The 18,793-nt window shown below is 67.6% G+C and carries 22 protein-coding genes; 16 read left to right on the plus strand and 6 right to left on the minus strand.

What is annotated here, in order from left to right:
* Window positions 1-52: 52 nt before the first annotated feature.
* On the minus strand, window positions 53-451 hold the full coding sequence (locus KY389_RS00685; RefSeq protein WP_219828783.1) for a pore-forming ESAT-6 family protein: 399 nt from the start codon (window positions 449-451) through the stop codon (window positions 53-55).
* 316 nt (window positions 452-767) lie between these two features.
* Between KY389_RS00685 and KY389_RS00690 the strand changes: the two genes are divergently transcribed.
* A complete protein-coding gene (locus tag KY389_RS00690) occupies window positions 768-1,463 on the plus strand; it encodes a hypothetical protein (RefSeq protein WP_219828784.1) in 696 nt (231 codons plus the stop codon).
* A gap of 155 nt (window positions 1,464-1,618) precedes the next feature.
* Here the strand turns inward: KY389_RS00690 and msrA are convergent, their stop codons facing one another.
* The 3 genes from msrA to KY389_RS00705 all read right to left on the minus strand — a co-directional run bounded on the left by msrA (window position 1,619) and on the right by KY389_RS00705 (window position 3,636).
* Window positions 1,619-2,131: a peptide-methionine (S)-S-oxide reductase MsrA gene (gene msrA / locus KY389_RS00695; RefSeq protein ID WP_219828785.1), complete on the minus strand. Its 513-nt coding sequence runs from the start codon at window positions 2,129-2,131 to the stop codon at window positions 1,619-1,621.
* Window positions 2,124-2,573 carry a peptide-methionine (R)-S-oxide reductase MsrB gene (gene msrB / locus KY389_RS00700; RefSeq protein WP_219828786.1) on the minus strand — a complete coding sequence of 150 codons (450 nt, stop codon included), beginning with the start codon at window positions 2,571-2,573 and terminating at the stop codon, window positions 2,124-2,126. The genes msrA and msrB overlap by 8 nt, the downstream gene beginning before the upstream one ends.
* A gap of 94 nt (window positions 2,574-2,667) precedes the next feature.
* The gene (locus KY389_RS00705; RefSeq protein WP_219828787.1) at window positions 2,668-3,636 is read right to left on the minus strand and encodes an NAD(P)H-dependent flavin oxidoreductase; all 969 of its coding nucleotides are present in this window, start codon (window positions 3,634-3,636) and stop codon (window positions 2,668-2,670) included.
* A 145-nt stretch (window positions 3,637-3,781) separates the two neighbouring features.
* Here KY389_RS00705 and KY389_RS00710 point away from each other — a divergent pair, with 145 nt between their 5' ends.
* Window positions 3,782-4,699 (plus strand): omptin family outer membrane protease, encoded by a 918-nt coding sequence (locus tag KY389_RS00710; RefSeq protein ID WP_219828788.1) that lies wholly within the window; start codon window positions 3,782-3,784, stop codon window positions 4,697-4,699.
* Here the strand turns inward: KY389_RS00710 and KY389_RS00715 are convergent.
* Window positions 4,677-5,612, minus strand: a complete 936-nt coding sequence (locus KY389_RS00715) for a glycosyltransferase (protein ID WP_219828789.1) — start codon at window positions 5,610-5,612, stop codon at window positions 4,677-4,679. The genes KY389_RS00710 and KY389_RS00715 overlap by 23 nt on opposite strands.
* Before the next feature lie 135 nt (window positions 5,613-5,747).
* On the opposite strand from KY389_RS00715, the gene KY389_RS00720 reads away from it, so the two are divergent.
* From KY389_RS00720 to truA, 5 genes are all read left to right on the plus strand, one after another.
* Complete coding sequence (locus KY389_RS00720; protein ID WP_219828790.1) at window positions 5,748-5,993, plus strand: DUF4170 domain-containing protein; 246 nt, start codon at window positions 5,748-5,750, stop codon at window positions 5,991-5,993.
* A complete protein-coding gene (locus tag KY389_RS00725) occupies window positions 5,993-7,201 on the plus strand; it encodes a 3-deoxy-D-manno-octulosonic acid transferase (protein ID WP_219828791.1) in 1,209 nt (402 codons plus the stop codon). The genes KY389_RS00720 and KY389_RS00725 overlap by 1 nt, the downstream gene beginning before the upstream one ends.
* 10 nt (window positions 7,202-7,211) lie before the next feature.
* A complete protein-coding gene (lpxK, locus tag KY389_RS00730) occupies window positions 7,212-8,213 on the plus strand; it encodes a tetraacyldisaccharide 4'-kinase (RefSeq protein WP_219828792.1) in 1,002 nt (333 codons plus the stop codon).
* Between the two features lie 147 nt (window positions 8,214-8,360).
* Entirely contained in the window at window positions 8,361-9,332 is a 972-nt protein-coding gene (locus tag KY389_RS00735) for a 5-bromo-4-chloroindolyl phosphate hydrolysis family protein (RefSeq protein ID WP_219828793.1), read from the plus strand.
* Entirely contained in the window at window positions 9,332-10,117 is a 786-nt protein-coding gene (gene truA, locus KY389_RS00740; protein ID WP_219828794.1) for a tRNA pseudouridine(38-40) synthase TruA, read from the plus strand. The genes KY389_RS00735 and truA overlap by 1 nt, the downstream gene beginning before the upstream one ends.
* On the opposite strand, the gene KY389_RS00745 is transcribed toward truA, so the two are convergent.
* Window positions 10,114-10,755, minus strand: a complete 642-nt coding sequence (locus KY389_RS00745) for a sugar transferase (protein ID WP_219828868.1) — start codon at window positions 10,753-10,755, stop codon at window positions 10,114-10,116. The genes truA and KY389_RS00745 overlap by 4 nt on opposite strands.
* A gap of 268 nt (window positions 10,756-11,023) precedes the next feature.
* On the opposite strand from KY389_RS00745, the gene KY389_RS00750 reads away from it, so the two are divergent.
* The 9 genes from KY389_RS00750 to KY389_RS00790 all read left to right on the plus strand — a co-directional run bounded on the left by KY389_RS00750 (window position 11,024) and on the right by KY389_RS00790 (window position 18,766).
* Window positions 11,024-11,479 (plus strand): universal stress protein, encoded by a 456-nt coding sequence (locus KY389_RS00750; RefSeq protein WP_219828795.1) that lies wholly within the window; start codon window positions 11,024-11,026, stop codon window positions 11,477-11,479.
* 65 nt (window positions 11,480-11,544) lie between these two features.
* Window positions 11,545-12,105: a NifU family protein gene (locus KY389_RS00755; protein WP_219828796.1), complete on the plus strand. Its 561-nt coding sequence runs from the start codon at window positions 11,545-11,547 to the stop codon at window positions 12,103-12,105.
* A complete protein-coding gene (tsaB, locus tag KY389_RS00760; RefSeq protein WP_219828797.1) occupies window positions 12,098-12,718 on the plus strand; it encodes a tRNA (adenosine(37)-N6)-threonylcarbamoyltransferase complex dimerization subunit type 1 TsaB in 621 nt (206 codons plus the stop codon). Before KY389_RS00755 ends, tsaB begins: the two co-directional genes overlap by 8 nt.
* Window positions 12,715-13,137, plus strand: coding sequence for a GNAT family N-acetyltransferase (locus tag KY389_RS00765; RefSeq protein ID WP_219828798.1), 423 nt, complete (start codon window positions 12,715-12,717; stop codon window positions 13,135-13,137). The genes tsaB and KY389_RS00765 overlap by 4 nt, the downstream gene beginning before the upstream one ends.
* An 81-nt stretch (window positions 13,138-13,218) precedes the next feature.
* Entirely contained in the window at window positions 13,219-14,208 is a 990-nt protein-coding gene (locus tag KY389_RS00770) for a BMP family lipoprotein (RefSeq protein ID WP_219828799.1), read from the plus strand.
* A complete protein-coding gene (locus KY389_RS00775) occupies window positions 14,208-15,854 on the plus strand; it encodes an ABC transporter ATP-binding protein (protein WP_246587863.1) in 1,647 nt (548 codons plus the stop codon). The genes KY389_RS00770 and KY389_RS00775 overlap by 1 nt, the downstream gene beginning before the upstream one ends.
* Window positions 15,854-16,957 (plus strand): ABC transporter permease, encoded by a 1,104-nt coding sequence (locus KY389_RS00780; RefSeq protein WP_219828800.1) that lies wholly within the window; start codon window positions 15,854-15,856, stop codon window positions 16,955-16,957. The genes KY389_RS00775 and KY389_RS00780 overlap by 1 nt, the downstream gene beginning before the upstream one ends.
* Before the next feature lie 77 nt (window positions 16,958-17,034).
* Window positions 17,035-17,982, plus strand: a complete 948-nt coding sequence (locus KY389_RS00785; RefSeq protein WP_219828870.1) for an ABC transporter permease — start codon at window positions 17,035-17,037, stop codon at window positions 17,980-17,982.
* Complete coding sequence (locus KY389_RS00790) at window positions 17,966-18,766, plus strand: purine-nucleoside phosphorylase (RefSeq protein WP_219828801.1); 801 nt, start codon at window positions 17,966-17,968, stop codon at window positions 18,764-18,766. Before KY389_RS00785 ends, KY389_RS00790 begins: the two co-directional genes overlap by 17 nt.
* Window positions 18,767-18,793 lie beyond the last annotated feature (27 nt).

Below are 18,793 nucleotides of genomic sequence, written 5' to 3' on the forward strand. Positions count from 1 at the left end.
AGCGGCCCGTCACTCCTGCCTGGTGTCCAAGTGACGCCCAAGGCGCGCCGCGTCAGCCGGCAGGCAGCGAGGCGCCGACCTCGTTCACGGCGGTTTCGATCTCCTTGCATGTGCCTTCGACCGTGCCGCCCTGTCCCGCGACCGCTTCGGCCAACGTGATCTGCGTGTCGCCGATGGCAATGACGCCTTCGGTCCCGCGCGCTTCGGCGGCATCGCCCGCGGCGGTGTCTCCGGCGGGGATCATGCCGACCAGCCGGGTCTGCACGGCCACGGCCTCGTCTCCGGTAAAGCCTTGCGCCTGACAGTATTTCAGGATGCCCAGCTGGTTGCGCGCAGCCTCATAGGTGGCGGCGGCATCGACCGCCGCGCCCTCGGGGGCCGCGGCTTCCTGCGCGATGGCAGCAGGCGCCGTCAGGCTGACACCCAGAACCAGTGCGATATGGCGGATCATGCGATTTCTCCTTTTCCGTCATCCGGGGCGCCGACGGGGTGCCCCGCCCTCAAGCTAAGCGCCATGATCTCCGATGACCCGGCCTGGTCGCAGATTTTCCCAAAACCGGCGAAACCCTGCCGGCTTGGCTTGCGACAGACGCGCCATATCGGCAGGTTCCCACCAAAGATGGCTGCTCGACATCCGAAACCCGTCACACTTGCGCAAGAACAGGTGATCGCCGCCCAGCTCCGCGAGCCAGTCGCGCCGTCCCGGATGAACCCGAGGCCGCCCAGCGTGTTGTAAGGGCCAATGCCAACGCAACAGGAGAAATCCCATGCTGAACGCCAAGATGAAATCCGCCATGCTCGCGGGCAAGGCGGCCCTGATTGCCACCCTGCTCGGCAGCGCCGCCTATGCCCAGGTCAGCGTGGATACGCCCGCCGGCAACAACGTCGTCGTCCCTGAAACCGCGCTGGAAGGCCAGGCGCCGGTCGCCACGACCAGCGAGACGGGCTACGAGACCCTTGCCCAGAACGCCAATGACGAAGCGATCCGAAACGCGCTGGAATCTCAGGGCTTCACCAATATCCTCATCACACGCGACGGCACCACGCTGACTGTGACCGCCAATCGTGGCGACGAGATGGTCGAACTGGTTTACAGCACCGCGACAGGCCGCCTGATTGCGGTGGACGGTGTGCCGGTCGGTCCCGATGAAGCCGACTTCGTGGTGATCGACGATCCCGCAGCCATGCCGACCCAAACGGACCAGCCGATGGACACGGTCGGCCGTGGCGGCACGACCCAACCCGGCCTTCCCGGTGAAACCGATGGTGGGGAACCGGTGACGATGCCTGGCGAAGACGCAACGCCGGCCCTTCCCGATGCGGTGCAGCCCGGCATCCCCGGTGAGACCGAGGGTGGCGAGCCCGATGCCACCATCGGCACCGATGCCAGCGATCCCGGCGCTGCCGGTGGCGAGGATGCGGCCGATGTCGAGGGTATCGCGGATACCGACGGTCAAGGCTGACCCCCGCGTATCATGACGCAAAAAGGCCGGGCAGAAGCCCGGCCTTTCTCATCCGTGGATCCCGGCCTTGCCTTGGTCCGACTATCCCAGGTTCCGGGCCTAGGTTCCGGGGCAAAGCCCCGGCGGCCGCAGGACGCGCGCAGGACGCGCAGCAGTTACCGCCCCTCGGCGGACTCGCGGCGGGGCAAGACCCAGTGGGGACGCGGGAAATGGCAGGTATAGCCGTTGGGGAATCGCTCCAGGTAATCCTGATGCTCTGGCTCGGCTTCCCAGAAATCGCCCACCGGCTCGACCTCGGTGACGACCTTTCCCGGCCACAGCCCCGAGGCGTCAATCTCTGCGATGACATCGGTGGCTACCTGGCGCTGCGTGTCGTTCACGAAATAGATCGCCGAACGATAGCTGGGGCCGACGTCGTTTCCCTGCCGGTTCGGCGTTGTCGGATCATGGATCTGAAAGAAGAACTCCAGCAGCCGGCGATAGCTCAGCAGGTCCGGGTCGAAGATGACCTCGATGCCCTCGGCATGGGTGCCATGGTTGCGATAGGTCGCGTTCGGGACATCGCCTCCGGTATAGCCCACCCGGGTCGCGATGACACCCGGCAGGCGCCGGATCAGATCCTGCATCCCCCAGAAACACCCCCCCGCCAGGACCGCGCGCTCAGCCATGAGAGGCCTCCTCGACCTGAGAAAGGTATTCTCCGTAACCCTCGGCCTCCATCCGGTCCTTCGGCACGAACCGAAGCGCGGCCGAATTGATGCAATAGCGCAGCCCGCCCGACTCGCGCGGGCCGTCGGGGAAGACATGGCCCAGATGGCTGTCGCCATGTTTCGACCGCACTTCGATGCGCACCATGCCATGACTTGTGTCGCGATGTTCGGTCACATTGTCGGTGACGGGCCTGGTAAAGGCCGGCCAGCCACAGCCCGAATCGTATTTTGCGCTGCTGGCGAATAGCGGCTCGCCCGAGACGATGTCCACATAGAGCCCGGGCTCGAAATGATCGTCGTATTCCCCGGTAAAGGCGCGTTCGGTGCCGTTTTCCTGGGTGACGCGATATTGTTCCGGGGTCAGCCGGTCGATCGCTTCCTGCGTCCTGCGATAGTTCAACGGATCCTCCACGGGTAATCTGGCTTGCGGCCCCTATATGGGGACCGCGCCGCGCCCGCGAAAGGATGATGCCGCAATCATCGACAGCCAGAGACTAAAGCGCCCCGATTCCGGCGCGTGCGGCACGGTATTCGGCCTCCAGCCTCTCGACCAGCGCCGCGGCGGGCTCGATCGCCTTGACCGCGCCGATGCCCTGACCCGCGCCCCAGATCGTGGACCAGGCCTTGGGCTTGCCCGCGCCGCCGCCGAAATCCATCGTGCTGGCATCGGCCTGGCCCAGTTTGTCGGGGTCCAGCCCCGCATTGCGGATCGAGGGCGCGAGGTAATTTCCCGAAACCCCCGTGAACAGCGACGAGGTCACGATGTCCATGGCGCCGCAATCCACGATCATCTTCTTGTATTCGGGCTGGGCATTCGCCTCGGTCGTGGCGATGAAGGGGCTGCCGATATAGGCCAGATCCGCGCCCATGACCTGAGCCGCCAGCACCGCGCGGCCGGTGGCGATGGAGCCTGACAGCAGCAGCGGCCCGTCGAACCATTCGCGGATCTCCTGGATCAGGGCAAAGGGCGATTGCGGCCCGGCATGACCGCCCGCGCCGGCGGCGACCGCGATCAGCCCGTCGGCGCCTTTCTCGATGGCTTTTTTCGCAAAGACATTGTTGATCACGTCGTGCAAGGCAATGCCGCCGCAATCATGGGCGGCCTGATTCACCTCGACCCGCGCGCCAAGCGAGGTGATCCAGATGGGCACCTTGTGGCGGTGGCAGATCTCGATATCGCGTTCCAGCCGGCCATTGCTGCGATGGACGATCTGGTTCACGGCAAAGGGCGCGGCAGGCCGGTCAGGATTCGCCTGATTATGGCGGTCCAGTTCCTCGGTGATGCGGGTCAGCCAGGCCTCCAGCAGGGGCGGCTCGCCGTCTTTCTCGCGGGCGTTCAGGGCTGGAAAGCTGCCGACGATGCCCGCCTTGCACTGGGCGATGACCAGTTCCGGCCCCGACACGATGAACATGGGCGAGGCCACGACGGGAATGCGAAGCCGTTTCAGGATATCGGGCAGCATCTCGTTTTCTCCCTTGCTTTGCCGGGAGGATGCCAACCGCGCTTCCGCGCCACAAGGCGTAACGCAGCGACACGCCGAAGGCGCAAGGGCATAGCCTTGCCCGCACGGCAGCGCTAGACAACAAAGCGATTGCCAGGAGATGGTCATGATTAAGAAATTGATATTTCTTGCCGCATTGTCGCTTGGTCCCTCGGCGGCTGCGGGTGAGACTACAACGCTGGATTTCGGGCTGGGCTATAGTCGTGTTCTGGCCGACGAGCTGGTCTATGATGGCCCGGACCGGATCAGCCGGCTGACCTGGGACAGCCGCGTCCCGGTGCTGAAACTGGGTGTGACGCATGACCTGCCGCAGGGCTGGCATCTGGGCGCTCAGGCCGTGGTCGCGATGGGCGGGGGCGGGTTCATGGCCGATTACGACTGGCTTGAACCTTTTGCGCGGGGCCGCAGGCTGGAGGACTGGACGCATCGTTCGCTGCACCCGCGGACGGATCTTCGCAGCCATGTCGATCTGGACGTGACCCTTGGGCGCGATATCGCAGAGATCGCGGGCGCGCGGGTCAGCCTGCATGGCGGGTTCAAATACAGCCAGGCCTCGTGGCGGTCCTGGGGCGGATCGTTCGTCTATTCCTTCGACGATTTCCGCGATGCCGAATTCGACCTGCCCGACGATCTGCGCGCCATTGATTACCTGCAACGCCACAAGGCGGTTTTTGCCGGGGTCGAGGCGCGCCGCGACATGGGCAGCTGGCGGATGACGGGCCTGCTGCGCGCCGGTGTCAGCGTGCAGCCGCGCGAGGTCGATATCCACTGGCTGCGCGACCTGCGCTTTGATCACTCGATCGACGCGCAGCCCTATCTGGGCCTTGGCCTCGGCGCCGAGCGGCCGATTTCCGCAAACACGACCCTGACCGTCGAGGCCGGCTGGCAGCGGTTCTTCGAGCAGCGCGGCGATGCGCGGATCGCCGACATGACCGATGGCAGCCTTTTGCAGATCGACCAAGGCGGTATCGCAGGAGAGTTGACGCTGTCGCGCCTTGCCGTCAGCCTTCAGCGCCGGTTCTGAGCCGCCCCGCCGCCGCCGACATCACCAAAGCCGCCGTCCCCGCCCGCGTCTGCCGGTAAAGCCCTGCCCCAAGCAGCGCCCGCGCCGCACGCGCGCCGGGCAGGGACTGTATCGCGCGACAGCGGGCCAGCGTCTCGCGTGCCTGGGGAGGCAGGCAGGGCTCCAACGGGGCCAGGGCGCGCAGATTGGCCGCCATCCACTGCCCGAACTCGCCGCGCATCAATCGCGCCAGCCGGTTGCGCAGGGCGGGCAGCGTGTCGTTGCGCCCGACCGTGCTGCGCGGATGCTGGCGATAAAGCAAGGCGGGGCGCGGATCATGGATCAGCCGAGCGCCCTGCGCCGCCATCACCTGATAGGCCCACCAGTCATGCGAGACGACCCCCTCGGCCAGCGCATGGGGCGCCGCTGCGCGCAGGATCCGCGCGGCCTCGGCGCTAAACACCGAGGTATTGCCCGCCATCACCGCCTGGACCACCGCATTTCTCAGGCCAAGCGGGCGCGGAAACCGGCGCGACCCGCAGATCGGCCGCAGCGTCTCGTCCGCGATGATCGTGCGGGCGGCGTAATGGACAGGCCCGGTATCGCCCGCCATCGCCTCGGCCGCGCGGGCCAGCTTGTCGGGAAACCACAGATCGTCCTGATCGCAAAAGGCGATGGCGGCGCCATCGGGGGCATGGGCCAAGGCGGTCAGGAAATTTGCCGTCGGTCCCTGCCGCGGGCCTTGGATCACGCGCACCCGGCCCGGCGGCTGGCCGGCGGCGAAATCGGCTACCACCGCCAGCGTGTCGTCGTGCGATCCGTCATCCGAAACGATCAACGACCAGTCGCGCCAGCCCTGCGCCGCGATGGACTGCAATTGCTGCCCGATATGGGCGCCGCCCTGATAGCTGGCCAGAAGGATGGCGATATGCATGATTGGCTCCGTTCTGCGGCCCTTTTCGCTGCTTGGGCCGCGCCGGACAAGGCTTGTCGGCAAGCGGGAAAGCGCTTCATCTTGCTGCGCCGCCGCGTTAGGTTGCGCCCGTTCGCGCCAATCCAGTGAGGTTTCATGAGCCAGCGTCTGCACCTAGTCTTTGGCGGAGAGTTGATCGACCCGCAAAGCACCCGGTTCCGCGATACCGACAACATTCACATTGTCGGCATCTTCCCCAATTACGAAACCGCCTATGCCGCCTGGAAGGCAGAGGCGCAACGGACCGTGGACAGCGCCCATACCCGTTATTTCATTGCGCATCTGCACCGACTGCGCGATGAGGAACGCGAGGTCAGCCCGACCGAGGAGCTGGGCGGCTGATGTCCGCCGCGGGGCTGGAAAGCGGCCTCGGGCAACTTGGCATTTGGCTGCATCTGCGCGGCCGCGGGACGGGCGGGTCGGGGCTGCCTCCGGTCCCTCCGGGCGCGGGGCCCGCCATCGTCGTCCATGTCGCCCCCCAGGCCGAACAAGCCGAAAGACAGGTTCTGCGCCGCCTGGTGACGCTGCGCCCCGATCTCAGGATCATCCGCCTGCCAACGCCTGCGGCGGGGCTGGTCGATCCGGGCGAGGATCCGGCCCTGATGCGGCAATTGCTGGACACGGCACGCCCGCAGGCCCTGCTGCTGCTGGGTGCAGCCCTGCCTGTCGCCCTGATCGCCGCTGCCGCCGAACGCGCCATCCCCGTGGTCCTGGCCGAAGCCCGTCTGGATCCGCAGCGCAGTGCCTCGGGCTGGAACCTCAAACAGGCACTGCGCCGTCAGTTGCTGCGCGGCATGGCGCACATCCTTGTCACCGACCCTGCCAGCGAGGCCGCCGCTCTCAGGATCGGCGTGCCGCGCGAGCGGGTCGAAATGACCGGTCCTGTCACCGAGATCCGCGAGCCTCTCCATTGCAGCGAGGCCGAGCACCAGGCCTTGGCCGACCTGTTGGATGGCCGCCATGCCTGGTTTGCCGCCGGCCTGCCCCCCTCCGAGGAACAGGCCGTGCTGGCCGCGCACGAAGCCGTTCTGCGCCATTCGCACCGCGCGCTGCTGATCCTTGCGCCCGGCGATCCCGGCCGCGCCCCAGCCCTGGCCGATCAGGCCGAGACCATGGGCATGGCCGTCGCCCAACGCGCGCTGGACGAAGAGCCCGAACCCGAAATCCAGGTTCTTGTGACCGACGGCATGACCGAGATGGGCCTGTGGTATCGGCTGGCGCCGGTCAGCTTCATGGGCGGCACCCTGTCGGGCGACCTGGCCGCTACGCGCCACCCCTTCGAGGCCGCGGCTCTGGGCTCGGCCGTCGTCCACGGGCCGCGGACCGAGCGTTATCCGACCGAATGGCAGCAGCTGGACCGCGCCGGAGCCGCCCGCGCCGTCTCGGGGGCCGAGGGGCTGGCGCAGGCCATGGTCGATCTGACCTCGGCGGAACTGGCCGCCACGCTGGCGCATAATGCCTGGGCGGTCAGCACCGGCGGCGCCGATGTCGCCATCCGCATCGCCGACCGCCTGTTCGAGGCCCTGTCGCGGGAAGGCATCCATCCATGAACCCATCCCCATGAGACGCGCCCCCGCCTTCTGGTTCATGCGCCCGCCCGTCCTGCGCGCGCGCCTGCTGGCGCCGCTTGGCGCGCTTTATGCCCGTGCGACGGCGCGGCGGCTGGCCGGGGGCCCGCGGGCGCGGGTCGGCGTGCCGGTGATCTGCGTGGGCAACCTGAATGCGGGCGGCACCGGCAAGACGCCGACGGTGATCCATCTGCAAATGGCGCTGGCGGCACGCGGGGTGGCGGCGCATGTCGTCTCGCGCGGGTATGGCGGCACGGCGACCGGGCCGATGCAGGTCGATGAACGTCGCCACGACGCCGCCCTGACCGGGGACGAGCCGCTGCTGATGGCCGCCTTCGGCCCGGTCTGGGTCTCGCGCGACCGGTTGGCGGGGGCGCGCGCGGCGGTTCAGGCCGGGGCGCAGGCAATCCTTCTGGATGATGGCTTCCAGGATCCGGCGCTGGCCCATGACCTGTCGCTGGTCGTGGTCGATGCGGCCAAGGGCTTCGGCAACGGCCTCTGCCTGCCGGCCGGTCCCTTGCGCGAACCCGTCGCCACGGGGCTGGCGCGCGCCGATCTGCTGGTCTCGATCGGGCCGGATGGCGCGCAGGCGGGCTTTGCCACGCCGCCCGCCGCGCCTCCTCATATCCGGGCCGAGCTGCGCCCCCTTCGGATGGGGTTTGATTGGCGCGGCCATCGGGTGCTGGCCTTTGCCGGGATCGGCCACCCCGAGAAGTTCTTCACCACCCTGCGCGCGCTTGGCGCTGATCTGGTCCGGGCCGAGGCGCTGGAGGATCACCAGCCCTTTACCCCGGCCTTGCTGACCCGGCTGGAGACCGAGTCCCGCCTGACCCGTGCCCAGCTTGTCACCACCGAAAAGGACGCCGCCCGCCTGCCACGCGCCTTTCGCCCCAAGGTCATGGCATTGCCGGTGCGGCTGCATCTGCACGATCCCGCGCCGCTGGATCAGGCGCTGGCGCGGCTCTTTCCCGCCGCCGCACCGGGCGGCGTTTGAAATCCGCGCCGCGATGCCCGATATAAGGCGGGCGCCGATCCGCCCATCAAGGAGCAACCCATGTCCCGCACTGCCCGCCAGAGACTCAGTTTCTATCTTCTGGTGCTGCTGACGCTTTACGCCGGCTTTGCGGGCTGAGGGGGGATCATGGCGCAACGCTTCTCTGGCCGTTTTTCGCCCGATGCCGCGCCGCGCGGCGCGCCCGGCGCGCTGCCCCCGGCGCCGCGCCACCCGCATGAAGGGCGTCCGAAATGGGTGACGATCGCGGCCTTTCCGATGGTGCTGGGCGCGTTCTTTCAGAACGCCGCCGGCATGGTGACAGACCTCGCAGCTTTTGGCCTGGTCGCCACCGGCATGTGGATGACGCGCGAGGGGCTGGCCGCGCAGGCCGCCTATGAGGCCCGCCGCGTCGCCCGCGCGCCCGCCCTGCCGCGCAAGCTGATCGGCGGGCTGATGGCGGGGTCCGGTCTGGGCCTGGCCGTGCTGGCCCCCGGCCTGACGGTGGACGCGGCCCTTGTCGGCGCGGCCGGGGTCGCGATGCATCTGCTGGCCTTCGGTCCAGACCCGATGCGCGACAAGCGGGCCGAGGGGGCGGACAGCTTCCAGCAGGACCGCGCCGCCCGCATGATCGCCGAGGCCGAGGGATACCTGTCGGAGATGCGTGCCGCCATCGAAAGGCTGGGGGATCGCCGCCTGACCGCCCGCGTCGGCATGTTCGAGGCTGCGGTCCATCACCTGTTCGACCGGCTGCGGGAAAATCCCGGCGGGCTGTCCTCGGCCCGGCGCTATCTGGGCGTCTATCTGATGGGGGCGCGCGATGCCTCGGTTCGTTTCGCCGATTTGCAGTCGGTCCGGCAGGATCCGTCCGTTCGCGCCAGCTACGAGGCGTTTCTGGACGAATTGCAGCGCGACTTCCTGGCCCGCGCCGACAAGCTGATGGATGGAGACCGCGAGGCGCTGGACATCGAGATGTCGGTTCTGCGCGAACGCCTGGCGCGCGAGGGGTTGACTGGCGCCGCGACCGCTTTGGCCCCCGAGGATCGCCCCGCCCTGCAAAGCCAGGAGGCGCAGACACTTGACCAGCTTCTGTCGCGCGGCGAAAGGGCGCCGCGCGCCTGATGCCCCGCTATGCATTCAAGGTCGAATATGACGGCGGTCCCTTTGCCGGCTGGCAGGCGCAGGCCGACCGCCCATCCGTTCAGGGCGCCATCGAGGCCGCGCTGGCGCGTCTGGACCCCGGTTTTGCTGCCGGCGCGCGGATCGCGGCGGCGGGGCGCACCGATGCGGGCGTCCATGCCACGGGGCAGGTCGCCCATGCCGATCTGGTCCGTGAATGGGATTCCTTTCGCCTGGCCGAGGCGCTGAACTGGCATCTCAAGCCGCAACCCATCGCCATTCTGGCCGTCGCGCGGGTCGATAACGATTTCCACGCCCGCTTTTCCGCGACCGAGCGGCGCTATCTGTTCCGCCTGCTGGTGCGTCGGGCGCCCGCGACCCATGATCGGGGGCTGGTCTGGCAGGTGCAGAACCCGCTGGATCTGGACGCGATGCGGCAGGGCGCGGCGCATCTGGTCGGTGCGCATGATTTCACGACCTTCCGATCCTCGATCTGTCAGGCGAAAAGCCCGCTGAAGACGCTGGACGAGATCACGATTGACGAGATCGCCGTGCCGCAGGGGCGCGAATACCGCTTTTCGCTGCGCGCGCGGTCCTTCCTGCACAATCAGGTGCGATCCATCGTCGGCACGCTGGAACGGGTCGGCGCGGGTTCCTGGCGGCCCGAGCGCGTGGCCGAGGCGCTGGCGGCGCGCGACCGCGCGGCCTGCGGGCCGGTCTGCCCGCCGCAGGGGCTGTATCTGACTGGCGTGGGCTATCCGACGGACCCGTTCGGGAAAGACGCCTAGCGGCGACCGCGCCGGCGCGGTCGCTCATCGCGGCGCGAGACGACAATCTTGATCGTATTCCACAGAATCCAGAGGTCCAGACCCATGCTGCGGTGGCGCTGATAGATCAGGTCGATCTTCAGCTTGGCGGGCAGACAACGCCGGTAATAGGCCGCCTCGGTCGCCTCGGCCGATTTGCAGCCCGCCAGGATACGGTCCTCGTGGCGGTGATAGATCAGCGTGGCCAGACCCGTCACGCCGGGACGCGAATGCAGCACCTGGGCATAGACGGCCGGGAAACGTTCGACATATTCGCGCAAGGGGGGGCGGGGGCCGACAAAGCTCATGTCACCGCGCAGGATATTGAAAAGCTGCGGTAATTCGTCGATCCGCGTCCGGCGCAGGACGCGCCCGATCCGCGTGATGCGCCAGTGTTTGTGCGCGCCGGTGGCGCCGCCGTCCTCATCGGAGGCGATCATGGTGCGGAACTTCAGCTGCGTGAAGGGCTGATTCGGGCTGCGCATCCGATGCGCGGTGTAAAGGACTGGACGCCCCTGCGCGACCAGCAGCAGAAGCGCCACGACCAGCATCACGATGGACAGCGGCACCAGCAGGATCAGGGCAAAGGCGATGTCGAAGATCCGTTTCGATCGCGGCATGGGATTGACGCCGGGCGCCGTCGCCTCGCCGATGAACCACGCCATACGGGGCGCCGTCAGGGACGCGAGTTCAGCGGTGTCGGTCTTGTCCCAGTCATGGTGGATCGTCACGAAACCGCCCGCTGTCTGCCATGCTCTTGTCGGCGCTAGCATATTTGCAGGGGAATGAAAACCGCCGGATGCCGGGTTGCGCAATCACTTGCGCGTGCATGGCACTTCCGCCACTCTGTCGGGCAGTCGAGGACGAAGGGACGGGGCCCAAGCCGCCATGCGCAAGTTTCTCGTGCTGTTGGACGACAGCCGCGAATGTCTGAACGCGATGCGTTTCGCGGCCATGCGTGCGGCCAATAGCGGCGGCGGGGTCGTCATTCTGTCGGTCATCCCCCCCGAGGAGATCCAGCACGGCTTCGGCGTGGCCGAGGTGATGCGCGCCGAGGCCCGAGAGCGGATCGAGGCGCATTTCGAGGTCTTTGCCAAATGGATGCGCTCGCGCCACAAGGTCGAGCCTCAGCTGGTCATTCGCGAAGGCGACGTGGCCGAACAGCTTCTGTCGCTGATCGATGAGGATGGCGAGATCGGCATCGTCGTGATGGGTCTCAGCACCGATGGCAGCGCCCAGAACCCGGTCCTGAACCGGCTGATGCGCGACGCGGCTTCGTTGCCCTGTCCGATCACCGTAGTCCCCTCGGGCCTGTCCAAGGAGCGGCTGGAAAGTATCACCTGACCGCCGCTTGGGCGGCTTGACCCGAAGGCGCCGGATCGCCATATCGGCACCAAAGGAGCGCTGCCATGTTCATCCAGACCGAGACCACGCCCAACCCCGCCACCCTGAAATTCCTGCCCGGCGAAACCGTGCTGGGCAGCGGCACCGCCGATTTCCCATCGGCCGAAGCGGCCTCGGCATCGCCATTGGCGCGCCGTATCTTTGCAGTGGATGGCGTTGTGGGGGTGTTCCTGGGCCGCGATTTCGTTACCGTGACCAAGGCGGACTCGGTCCAGTGGGACCACCTGAAACCTTCGGTTCTGGGTGCGATCATGGAGCATTTCCAGTCGGGCGCCCCGGCTCTGGACCAGGGCGGGGCCGAGGCGGGCGGTCACGCGGCCCATGATGGCCCGGATGCCGACATCGTGGTTCAGATCAAGGAATTGCTGGACACTCGCGTCCGCCCGGCAGTGGCGCAGGATGGCGGCGACATCACGTTCCATGGCTTCGACCGGGGGATTGTCTATCTGCACATGCAGGGCGCCTGCGCGGGCTGTCCGTCCTCGACGCTGACGCTGAAGATGGGGATCGAGAACCTGTTGCGTCACTATATCCCCGAAGTGGTAGAGGTGCGTCCGGTTGCCTGACCGCGTTACCCTGGGCTTCGACACGTCGGCCGCGCATTGCGCGGCCGCTTTGCTGCGCGGCGACCGGGTTCTGGCCTCGCGCCATGAACCGATGGCCAGGGGGCAGGCCGAACGGCTGATGCCCATGCTGGAGGCGCTTCTGGCCGAGGCGGGTCTTGGCTGGCGCGATCTGGACGTGATCGGAGTGGGCATCGGACCGGGCAATTTCACCGGGATCCGGGTGGCGGTGGCGGCGGCCCGTGGGTTGGCCCTGGCGCTTGGCGTGCCCGCAGTGGGTGTGACGGCGACCGAAGCCGCAGCCTTTGGCCTGGCGCGGCCTTGCCGGGTGGTGCTGGAAGGGCGCGGCGGCGCGGTGATCTGGCAGGATTTCGGCACCGAAGCGCAGGCCGGGACGCATGGAGGGGACGGGGGCAGCCGGCCGCGGCAAGCCGCGACCGGCGCGCTGCCGCCCGGCCCCGCGCCGGCTTCGCCGGTGGTCCCTCTGGCCGAGGCCGTCGCGCATCTGGCGGCACGCGCGGCTGACCACCCTGACCTGCCCCGGCCCGCGCCGTTCTACCTGCGCCCGGCCGATGCCGCCCCGGCCCGCGACCCGGCGCCGGTCATCCTGCCGTGACCGACCCCGCCGCTCTGGCGGCGCTTCATGCGCGCTGCTTCACGGTGCCGCGTCCCTGGACAGCCGCCGAATTCGCCGATCTGCTGGCAGGGCAGGGCGCCTTTCTGCTGACCCGATCCGGGGGCTTCCTGCTGGGCCGGGCGCTGGCGGGCGAGGCCGAATTGCTGACCCTGGCGGTCGATCCCGGCCGGCGCCGCCTGGGCACCGGGCGCGCACTTGTGGATGAATTCGCGGCATTCGCGCGTGGGATGGGCGTCCGGTCGGCCTTTCTCGAAGTCGCGGCGGGGAACGTCGCGGCACGCGCGCTTTATGCTGCGGGGGGGTGGCTGGAGGCCGGTCGCAGGCGACGCTATTATGGACCTGCCGAGGATGCAATCGTGATGCGGCTGGACCTGACTGTGCCCCAAGAAGGCAGTTGACCACCCCCGGACGATGCGCCCTAATCGCAACCGTCAACCGGGCCCGGTCAACGCGCCCGCAGCAACAGGATGAGGTCTTTCATGTCCCTGAAAACATCGCTTCTGGCGGGCGTTGCCCTGACGGCGTTCGGCGCGGGCGCGGCTCTGGCCGATCCGGCGCTGATCTACGACCTTGGCGGCAAGTTCGACAAATCCTTCAACGAGGCGGCCTATATGGGCGCGCAGCGTTGGGTGGAAGAGACCGGCGGCACCTATCGCGAGCTGGAGATGCAGTCCGAGGCACAGCGCGAGCAGGCCTTGCGGCGCCTGGCCGAATCGGGCTCGAACCCGATTGTCATGGCGGGCTTCGCCTTTGGCGACGTTCTGGGCCAGGTCGCGCCGGATTACCCGGACACGAAATTCGCCATCATCGACATGGTGGTCGATCAGCCCAATGTGCAATCGATCGTCTTTACCGAGGAACAGGGCAGCTATCTGGCCGGCGTGATGGCGGGCATGGCCTCGGAATCGGGGACCGTGGGCTTTATCGGCGGCATGGATATCCCGCTGATCCACAAGTTCCATTGCGGCTTTGCACAGGGCTTCAAGTCGATCCAGCCGGAAGGCAACGTTCTGATGAACTTCACCGGGACCACCCCGGCCGCCTGGAACGACCCGGTGCGCGGCGGCGAACTGGCGCGCGCGCAGATCTCGCAGGGCGCGGACGTGATCTATGCCGCGGCGGGCGGCACCGGGATCGGCGTGCTGCAGGCGGCCGCGGACGAGGGCATCCTGTCGATCGGCGTGGACAGCAACCAGAACGCGCTGCATCCGGGCCAGGTGCTGACCTCGATGGTCAAGCGCGTGGACAATGCCGTGTTCGAGGCCTTCACGGCGGGCACCGACCTTGAGCCGGGCATCCGCGTGATGGATCTGGCCGCGGGCGGCGTGGATGTTGCCATCGACGAGAACAACGCCGAACTGGTCACCGACGAGATGCAGGCCGCCGTTGAAGAGGCCCGCGCGGCCATCGCCTCGGGCGAGGTTACCGTGCATGACTACATGACCGACAACACCTGCCCGGCCTCGTGATGGCTGCGCCAGGCGACATGACGGGGGGGCGGCCGGACGCGGCCGCCCCCGCTGCCATCGAGCTGCGGGGCATCTCGAAGGCATTCGGGCCGGTCCAGGCGAACCGCGACATCAGCCTGATCGTGCCGAAGGGCACGATCCACGGCATCATCGGCGAGAACGGCGCGGGGAAGTCCACGCTGATGTCGATTCTCTATGGTTTCTACAAGCCCGACGAGGGCGAGATTCTTGTCAACGGCCAGCCCATCACGATTACCGACAGCCAGACCGCGATCCGCGCGGGCATCGGCATGGTGTTCCAGCATTTCAAGCTGGTCCAGAACTTCACCGTGCTGGAAAACATCATCCTGGGCGTCGAGGACGGCGCGCTGCTGCGCCCGTCGCTGTCCAAGGCGCGCGGCGTGCTGAAGCGCCTGGCCGCCGAATATCAGTTGAACGTGGACCCGGACGAGGTGATCGAGAACCTGTCCGTCGGCCACCAGCAGCGGGTCGAGATCCTCAAGGCGCTTTATCGCCAGGCCGACATCCTGATCCTGGACGAGCCGACCGGCGTGCTGACCCCGGCCGAGGCCGACCACCTGTTCCGCATCCTGGAAGGGCTGCGCGACGAGGGAAAGACGATCATCCTGATCACCCACAAGCTGCGCGAGATCATGGAGATCACCGACAACGTGTCGGTCATGCGGCGTGGCGAGATGGTCGCCTCGGTCAGGACCGCCGAGACCAGCCCCGAGGAACTGGCCGAACTGATGGTCGGGCGCAAGGTGCTGCTGAACGTCTCCAAGGCGCCCGCCCGTCCCGCCGCCCCGGTGCTGGAAGTGCGCGACCTGACCATGGTGGATGCCGACGGGGTCGAGCGTCTGCGTCGGGTCAGCTTCGACATCCGCGCGGGCGAGATCCTGGGCATTGCCGGGGTCTCGGGGAATGGTCAGACGCAACTTCTTGAAATCCTTGGCGGCTATCCCGAGAAGGGCGCGCGCGTCTCGGGCGAGGTGCGGATGAACGGCGCCGCTATGCCACTGTCGGGGCGCGGCTGCGACGCGCGTCAGCGCCGCCGCGAGGGCATCGGCCACATCCCCGAGGACCGGCAGGTCGAGGGGCTGATCATGGATTTCGCAGCATGGGAAAACGTGGCCTTCGGCTGGCATGACGCGCCGGAATTCAGCAAGGGCGCGCTGATGGACAACGACGCCATCCGCCGCGATGCGCAGGCCAAGATGGAACGCTTCGACGTGCGCCCCCGCGATTGCCATCTGGCGGCGCGCAACTTCTCGGGCGGGAACCAGCAGAAGATCGTGGTCGCGCGCGAGATTGAGCGTAACCCCGACCTGCTGCTGATCGGCCAGCCCACGCGCGGCGTCGATATCGGCGCGATCGAGTTCATCCACAAGCGCATCGTGGAACTGCGCGATGCGGGCAAGGCGATCCTTCTGGTCTCGGTCGAGCTGGACGAGATCCTGTCCCTGTCCGACCGCGTGGCGGTGATGTTCGACGGCCGCATCATGGGCGAACGCCTCCCCGGCCAGACGACGACGGGCGAACTGGGCCTGTTGATGGCCGGGATTACCGATACCGAAAACACCCCTGACAGCGCCGGCATCCCCCCGGGCGTGACGCAGGACGCTTTGCCGGAAGGGTCCGCCTGATGGACAAGATGCCGAAATGGGCGGATGTCATCCTGACGCCGCTGATCTCACTGATCCTTGCGATGGGAATTTCCGCGCTGGTCATCCTGGCCATCGGGGAAAGCCCCTGGACGGCGCTGACCACGATGGTCGATGGGGCGCTCGGCTCCAGCTATGGCTGGGGCTTCACGCTCTATTATGCGACGAACTTCATCTTTACCGGGCTGGCGGTGATGGTCGCCTACCACGCGGCCCTGTTCAATATCGGCGGCGAGGGGCAGGCCGCGATGGGCGGGCTTGGTGTCGCGCTGGTGCTTCTGTATCTGCCGCTGCCGCATTGGGCGCTGGCCCTGCCCGTGGCGATGCTGGGGGCGGCGGCCTTCGGCGCGGCCTGGGCCTTCATTCCGGCCTGGCTTCAGGCCAAGCGCGGCAGCCATATCGTGATCACCACGATCATGTTCAACTTCATCGCCGCCGCCGTGCTGAGCTATGTGCTGGTCAACCTGCTGCGCCCCGTGGGCAGCATGGACCCGGCCTCGGCCCGCTTTCCGGCCGAAACCGCCCTGCCGCGGCTTAGCGAACTGGCGGCCTGGGTCGGGATCGCCTGGGGGCGCAACACGCCGGTCAACATCACCTTTCTGGTCGCGGTTCTGGCCTGTGTGCTGGTCTGGGTGCTGATCTGGCGTACCCGGCTTGGCTACGAAATCCGCGCGCTTGGCAAATCCGAACGCGGCGCGGTCTATGCCGGGATCAACCCGGTCCGCATCACCATCGTTGCCATGCTGATTTCGGGCGGTCTGGCGGGGATGATGGCGATCAACAACGTGATGGGCGAATCCGGCCGTCTGGTCCTGAACGCGGTCGAGGGCGCAGGTTTCATCGGCATCGCCGTGGCGCTGATGGGGCGCAATCATCCATTCGGCATCTTCCTCGCCGCGCTTCTCTTCGGGTTCCTCTATCAGGGCGGAGGCGAACTGGCGCTGTGGACCTCTATCCCGCGCGAGTTGATCGTCGTCATCCAGGCGCTGGTGATCCTGTTCACCGGAGCGCTGGACAACATGGTGCGGATGCCGCTGGAACGCCTGTTCCTGGCCCTGCGCCGCAGCGGAGGGCAGGCAAGATGAAGCTGACCGACAGCCTGACCGCCATCCTGATCCTGGCCATCTGCCTGATCTGGCTGATCGCCGACCAGGGTGCCGCGATGCAGGGCATCAACAGCGCCATCCGCCTGATGACGCCCCTGCTGCTGGCCTGCCTGGCGGGGCTTTATTCGGAGCGCGCGGGCGTCTTTGACATCGGACTTGAAGGCAAGATGCTGATGGCGGCCTTCACGGCGGCTTCGGTCGCCTTCGTCACCGGCAGCGCCTGGCTGGGGCTGGTCGCGGGGATCGGGGGCGCGATGGCCATGTCGCTGGTCCACGGCGTCGCCTCGATCACCTTCCGGGGCAATCAGCTGATCTCGGGCGTGGCGCTGAACTTCCTGGCGGCGGGGCTGACCGTGCTGATCGGGCAGAACGCCTTTGCGCTTGGCGGGCGGACGCCGCCCTTGGCGGGCGATGCGCGGTTCCAGCCGATCACGCTGCCCTTCGCGCCCGAACTGCGCGATGTGCCGGTGCTGGGCCAGCTTTATTCGCAGCTTCTGTCGGGGCACACGATCCTTGTCTATGTCGCGCTTCTGGCCGTGCCGCTGACCTGGTGGGTGCTGTTTCGCACGCGCTTCGGGCTGCGGCTTCGGGCGGTGGGCGAGAATCCGGCCTCGGTCGATACGGCGGGCATCTCGGTCACGCGGCTGCGCTTTACCGCCGTGATGATCTGCGGCCTGCTGACCGGGATCGCGGGGGCCTATCTGGCCACTGGCCTGTCGGCAGGCTTCGTCAAGGACATGACCGCCGGGCGCGGCTTCATCGCGCTGGCCGCGCTGATCTTCGCCAAATGGCGTCCCTGGCAGGCCCTGTTCGCCACCTTCCTGTTCGGCCTGCTCGAGGCGATCGCGAATCTCTATCCCAATCTCGACCTCGGCCTGTTCACCGTGCCGTCGCAATTCATGAACGCGCTGCCCTATATCCTGACCGTCATCATCCTGGCGGGCTTCGTGGGCCGCGCTATCCCGCCGCGCGCGGGTGGAGAACCCTATGTCAAAGAGCGCTGAGCTTGCCGCCCTCATCCGCGACCGCGCGGGCGAGGCGGCCCCCGAATACGGCCTGATCCTGGGGTCCGGCCTCGGCCATCTGGCCGCCAGGGTCGAGGGTGTGGCCATCCCCTATTCCGACCTGCCGGGCTTTCCCCATGCGGGCGTCTCGGGCCATGTGCCGCAACTGGTCATCGGCCAGCTGGAAGGCCGCCGCGTCGCCGTTTTCGGCGGGCGGGCGCATTACTATGAGAGGGGGCAGGCCGATGTCATGCGCCTGCCGCTCGAGGTGCTGGCCGCGCTTGGCTGCCAGCGGCTGATCCTGACCAATGCGGCAGGATCGCTGCGTCCCGACATCCCGCCGGGCGGGCTGATGCTGCTCAGCGACCATATCGCCTTCGCCGGGACCAACCCGCTGATCGGCGAGCCGACCGATGCGCGCTTTGTTCCCCTGACCGACGCGCATGACGCCGAGATGCGCGCCGCCCTGACCGAGGCCGCCCGCGCCGAGGGTGTCGAGCTGCCCGAAGGCGTCTATTGCTGGTTCTCGGGCCCCAGCTTCGAGACCCCGGCCGAGATCCGCGCCGCCCGGATCCTCGGCGCCGATGCGGTGGGCATGTCCACCGTGCCGGAAATCATCCTGTCGCGCTTTCTGCGGCTGCGCTGCGCGGCGATCTCGGTCGTCACCAACATGGGCGCGGGCCTGTCGGACGAATCGATCAGCCATGACCACACCAAGGCGATGGCTCCCTTGGGCGCGGCCAAGCTGGAACGTGTCCTGCGCCGCTTCCTGCGCGACGCCTGAGACCCGCCGCAAAGGCGAAAGAGGCGC

It is taken from the genome of Paracoccus bogoriensis (genome assembly GCF_019431455.1).
GTDB classification, from domain to species: Bacteria; Pseudomonadota; Alphaproteobacteria; order Rhodobacterales; family Rhodobacteraceae; genus Paracoccus; species Paracoccus bogoriensis.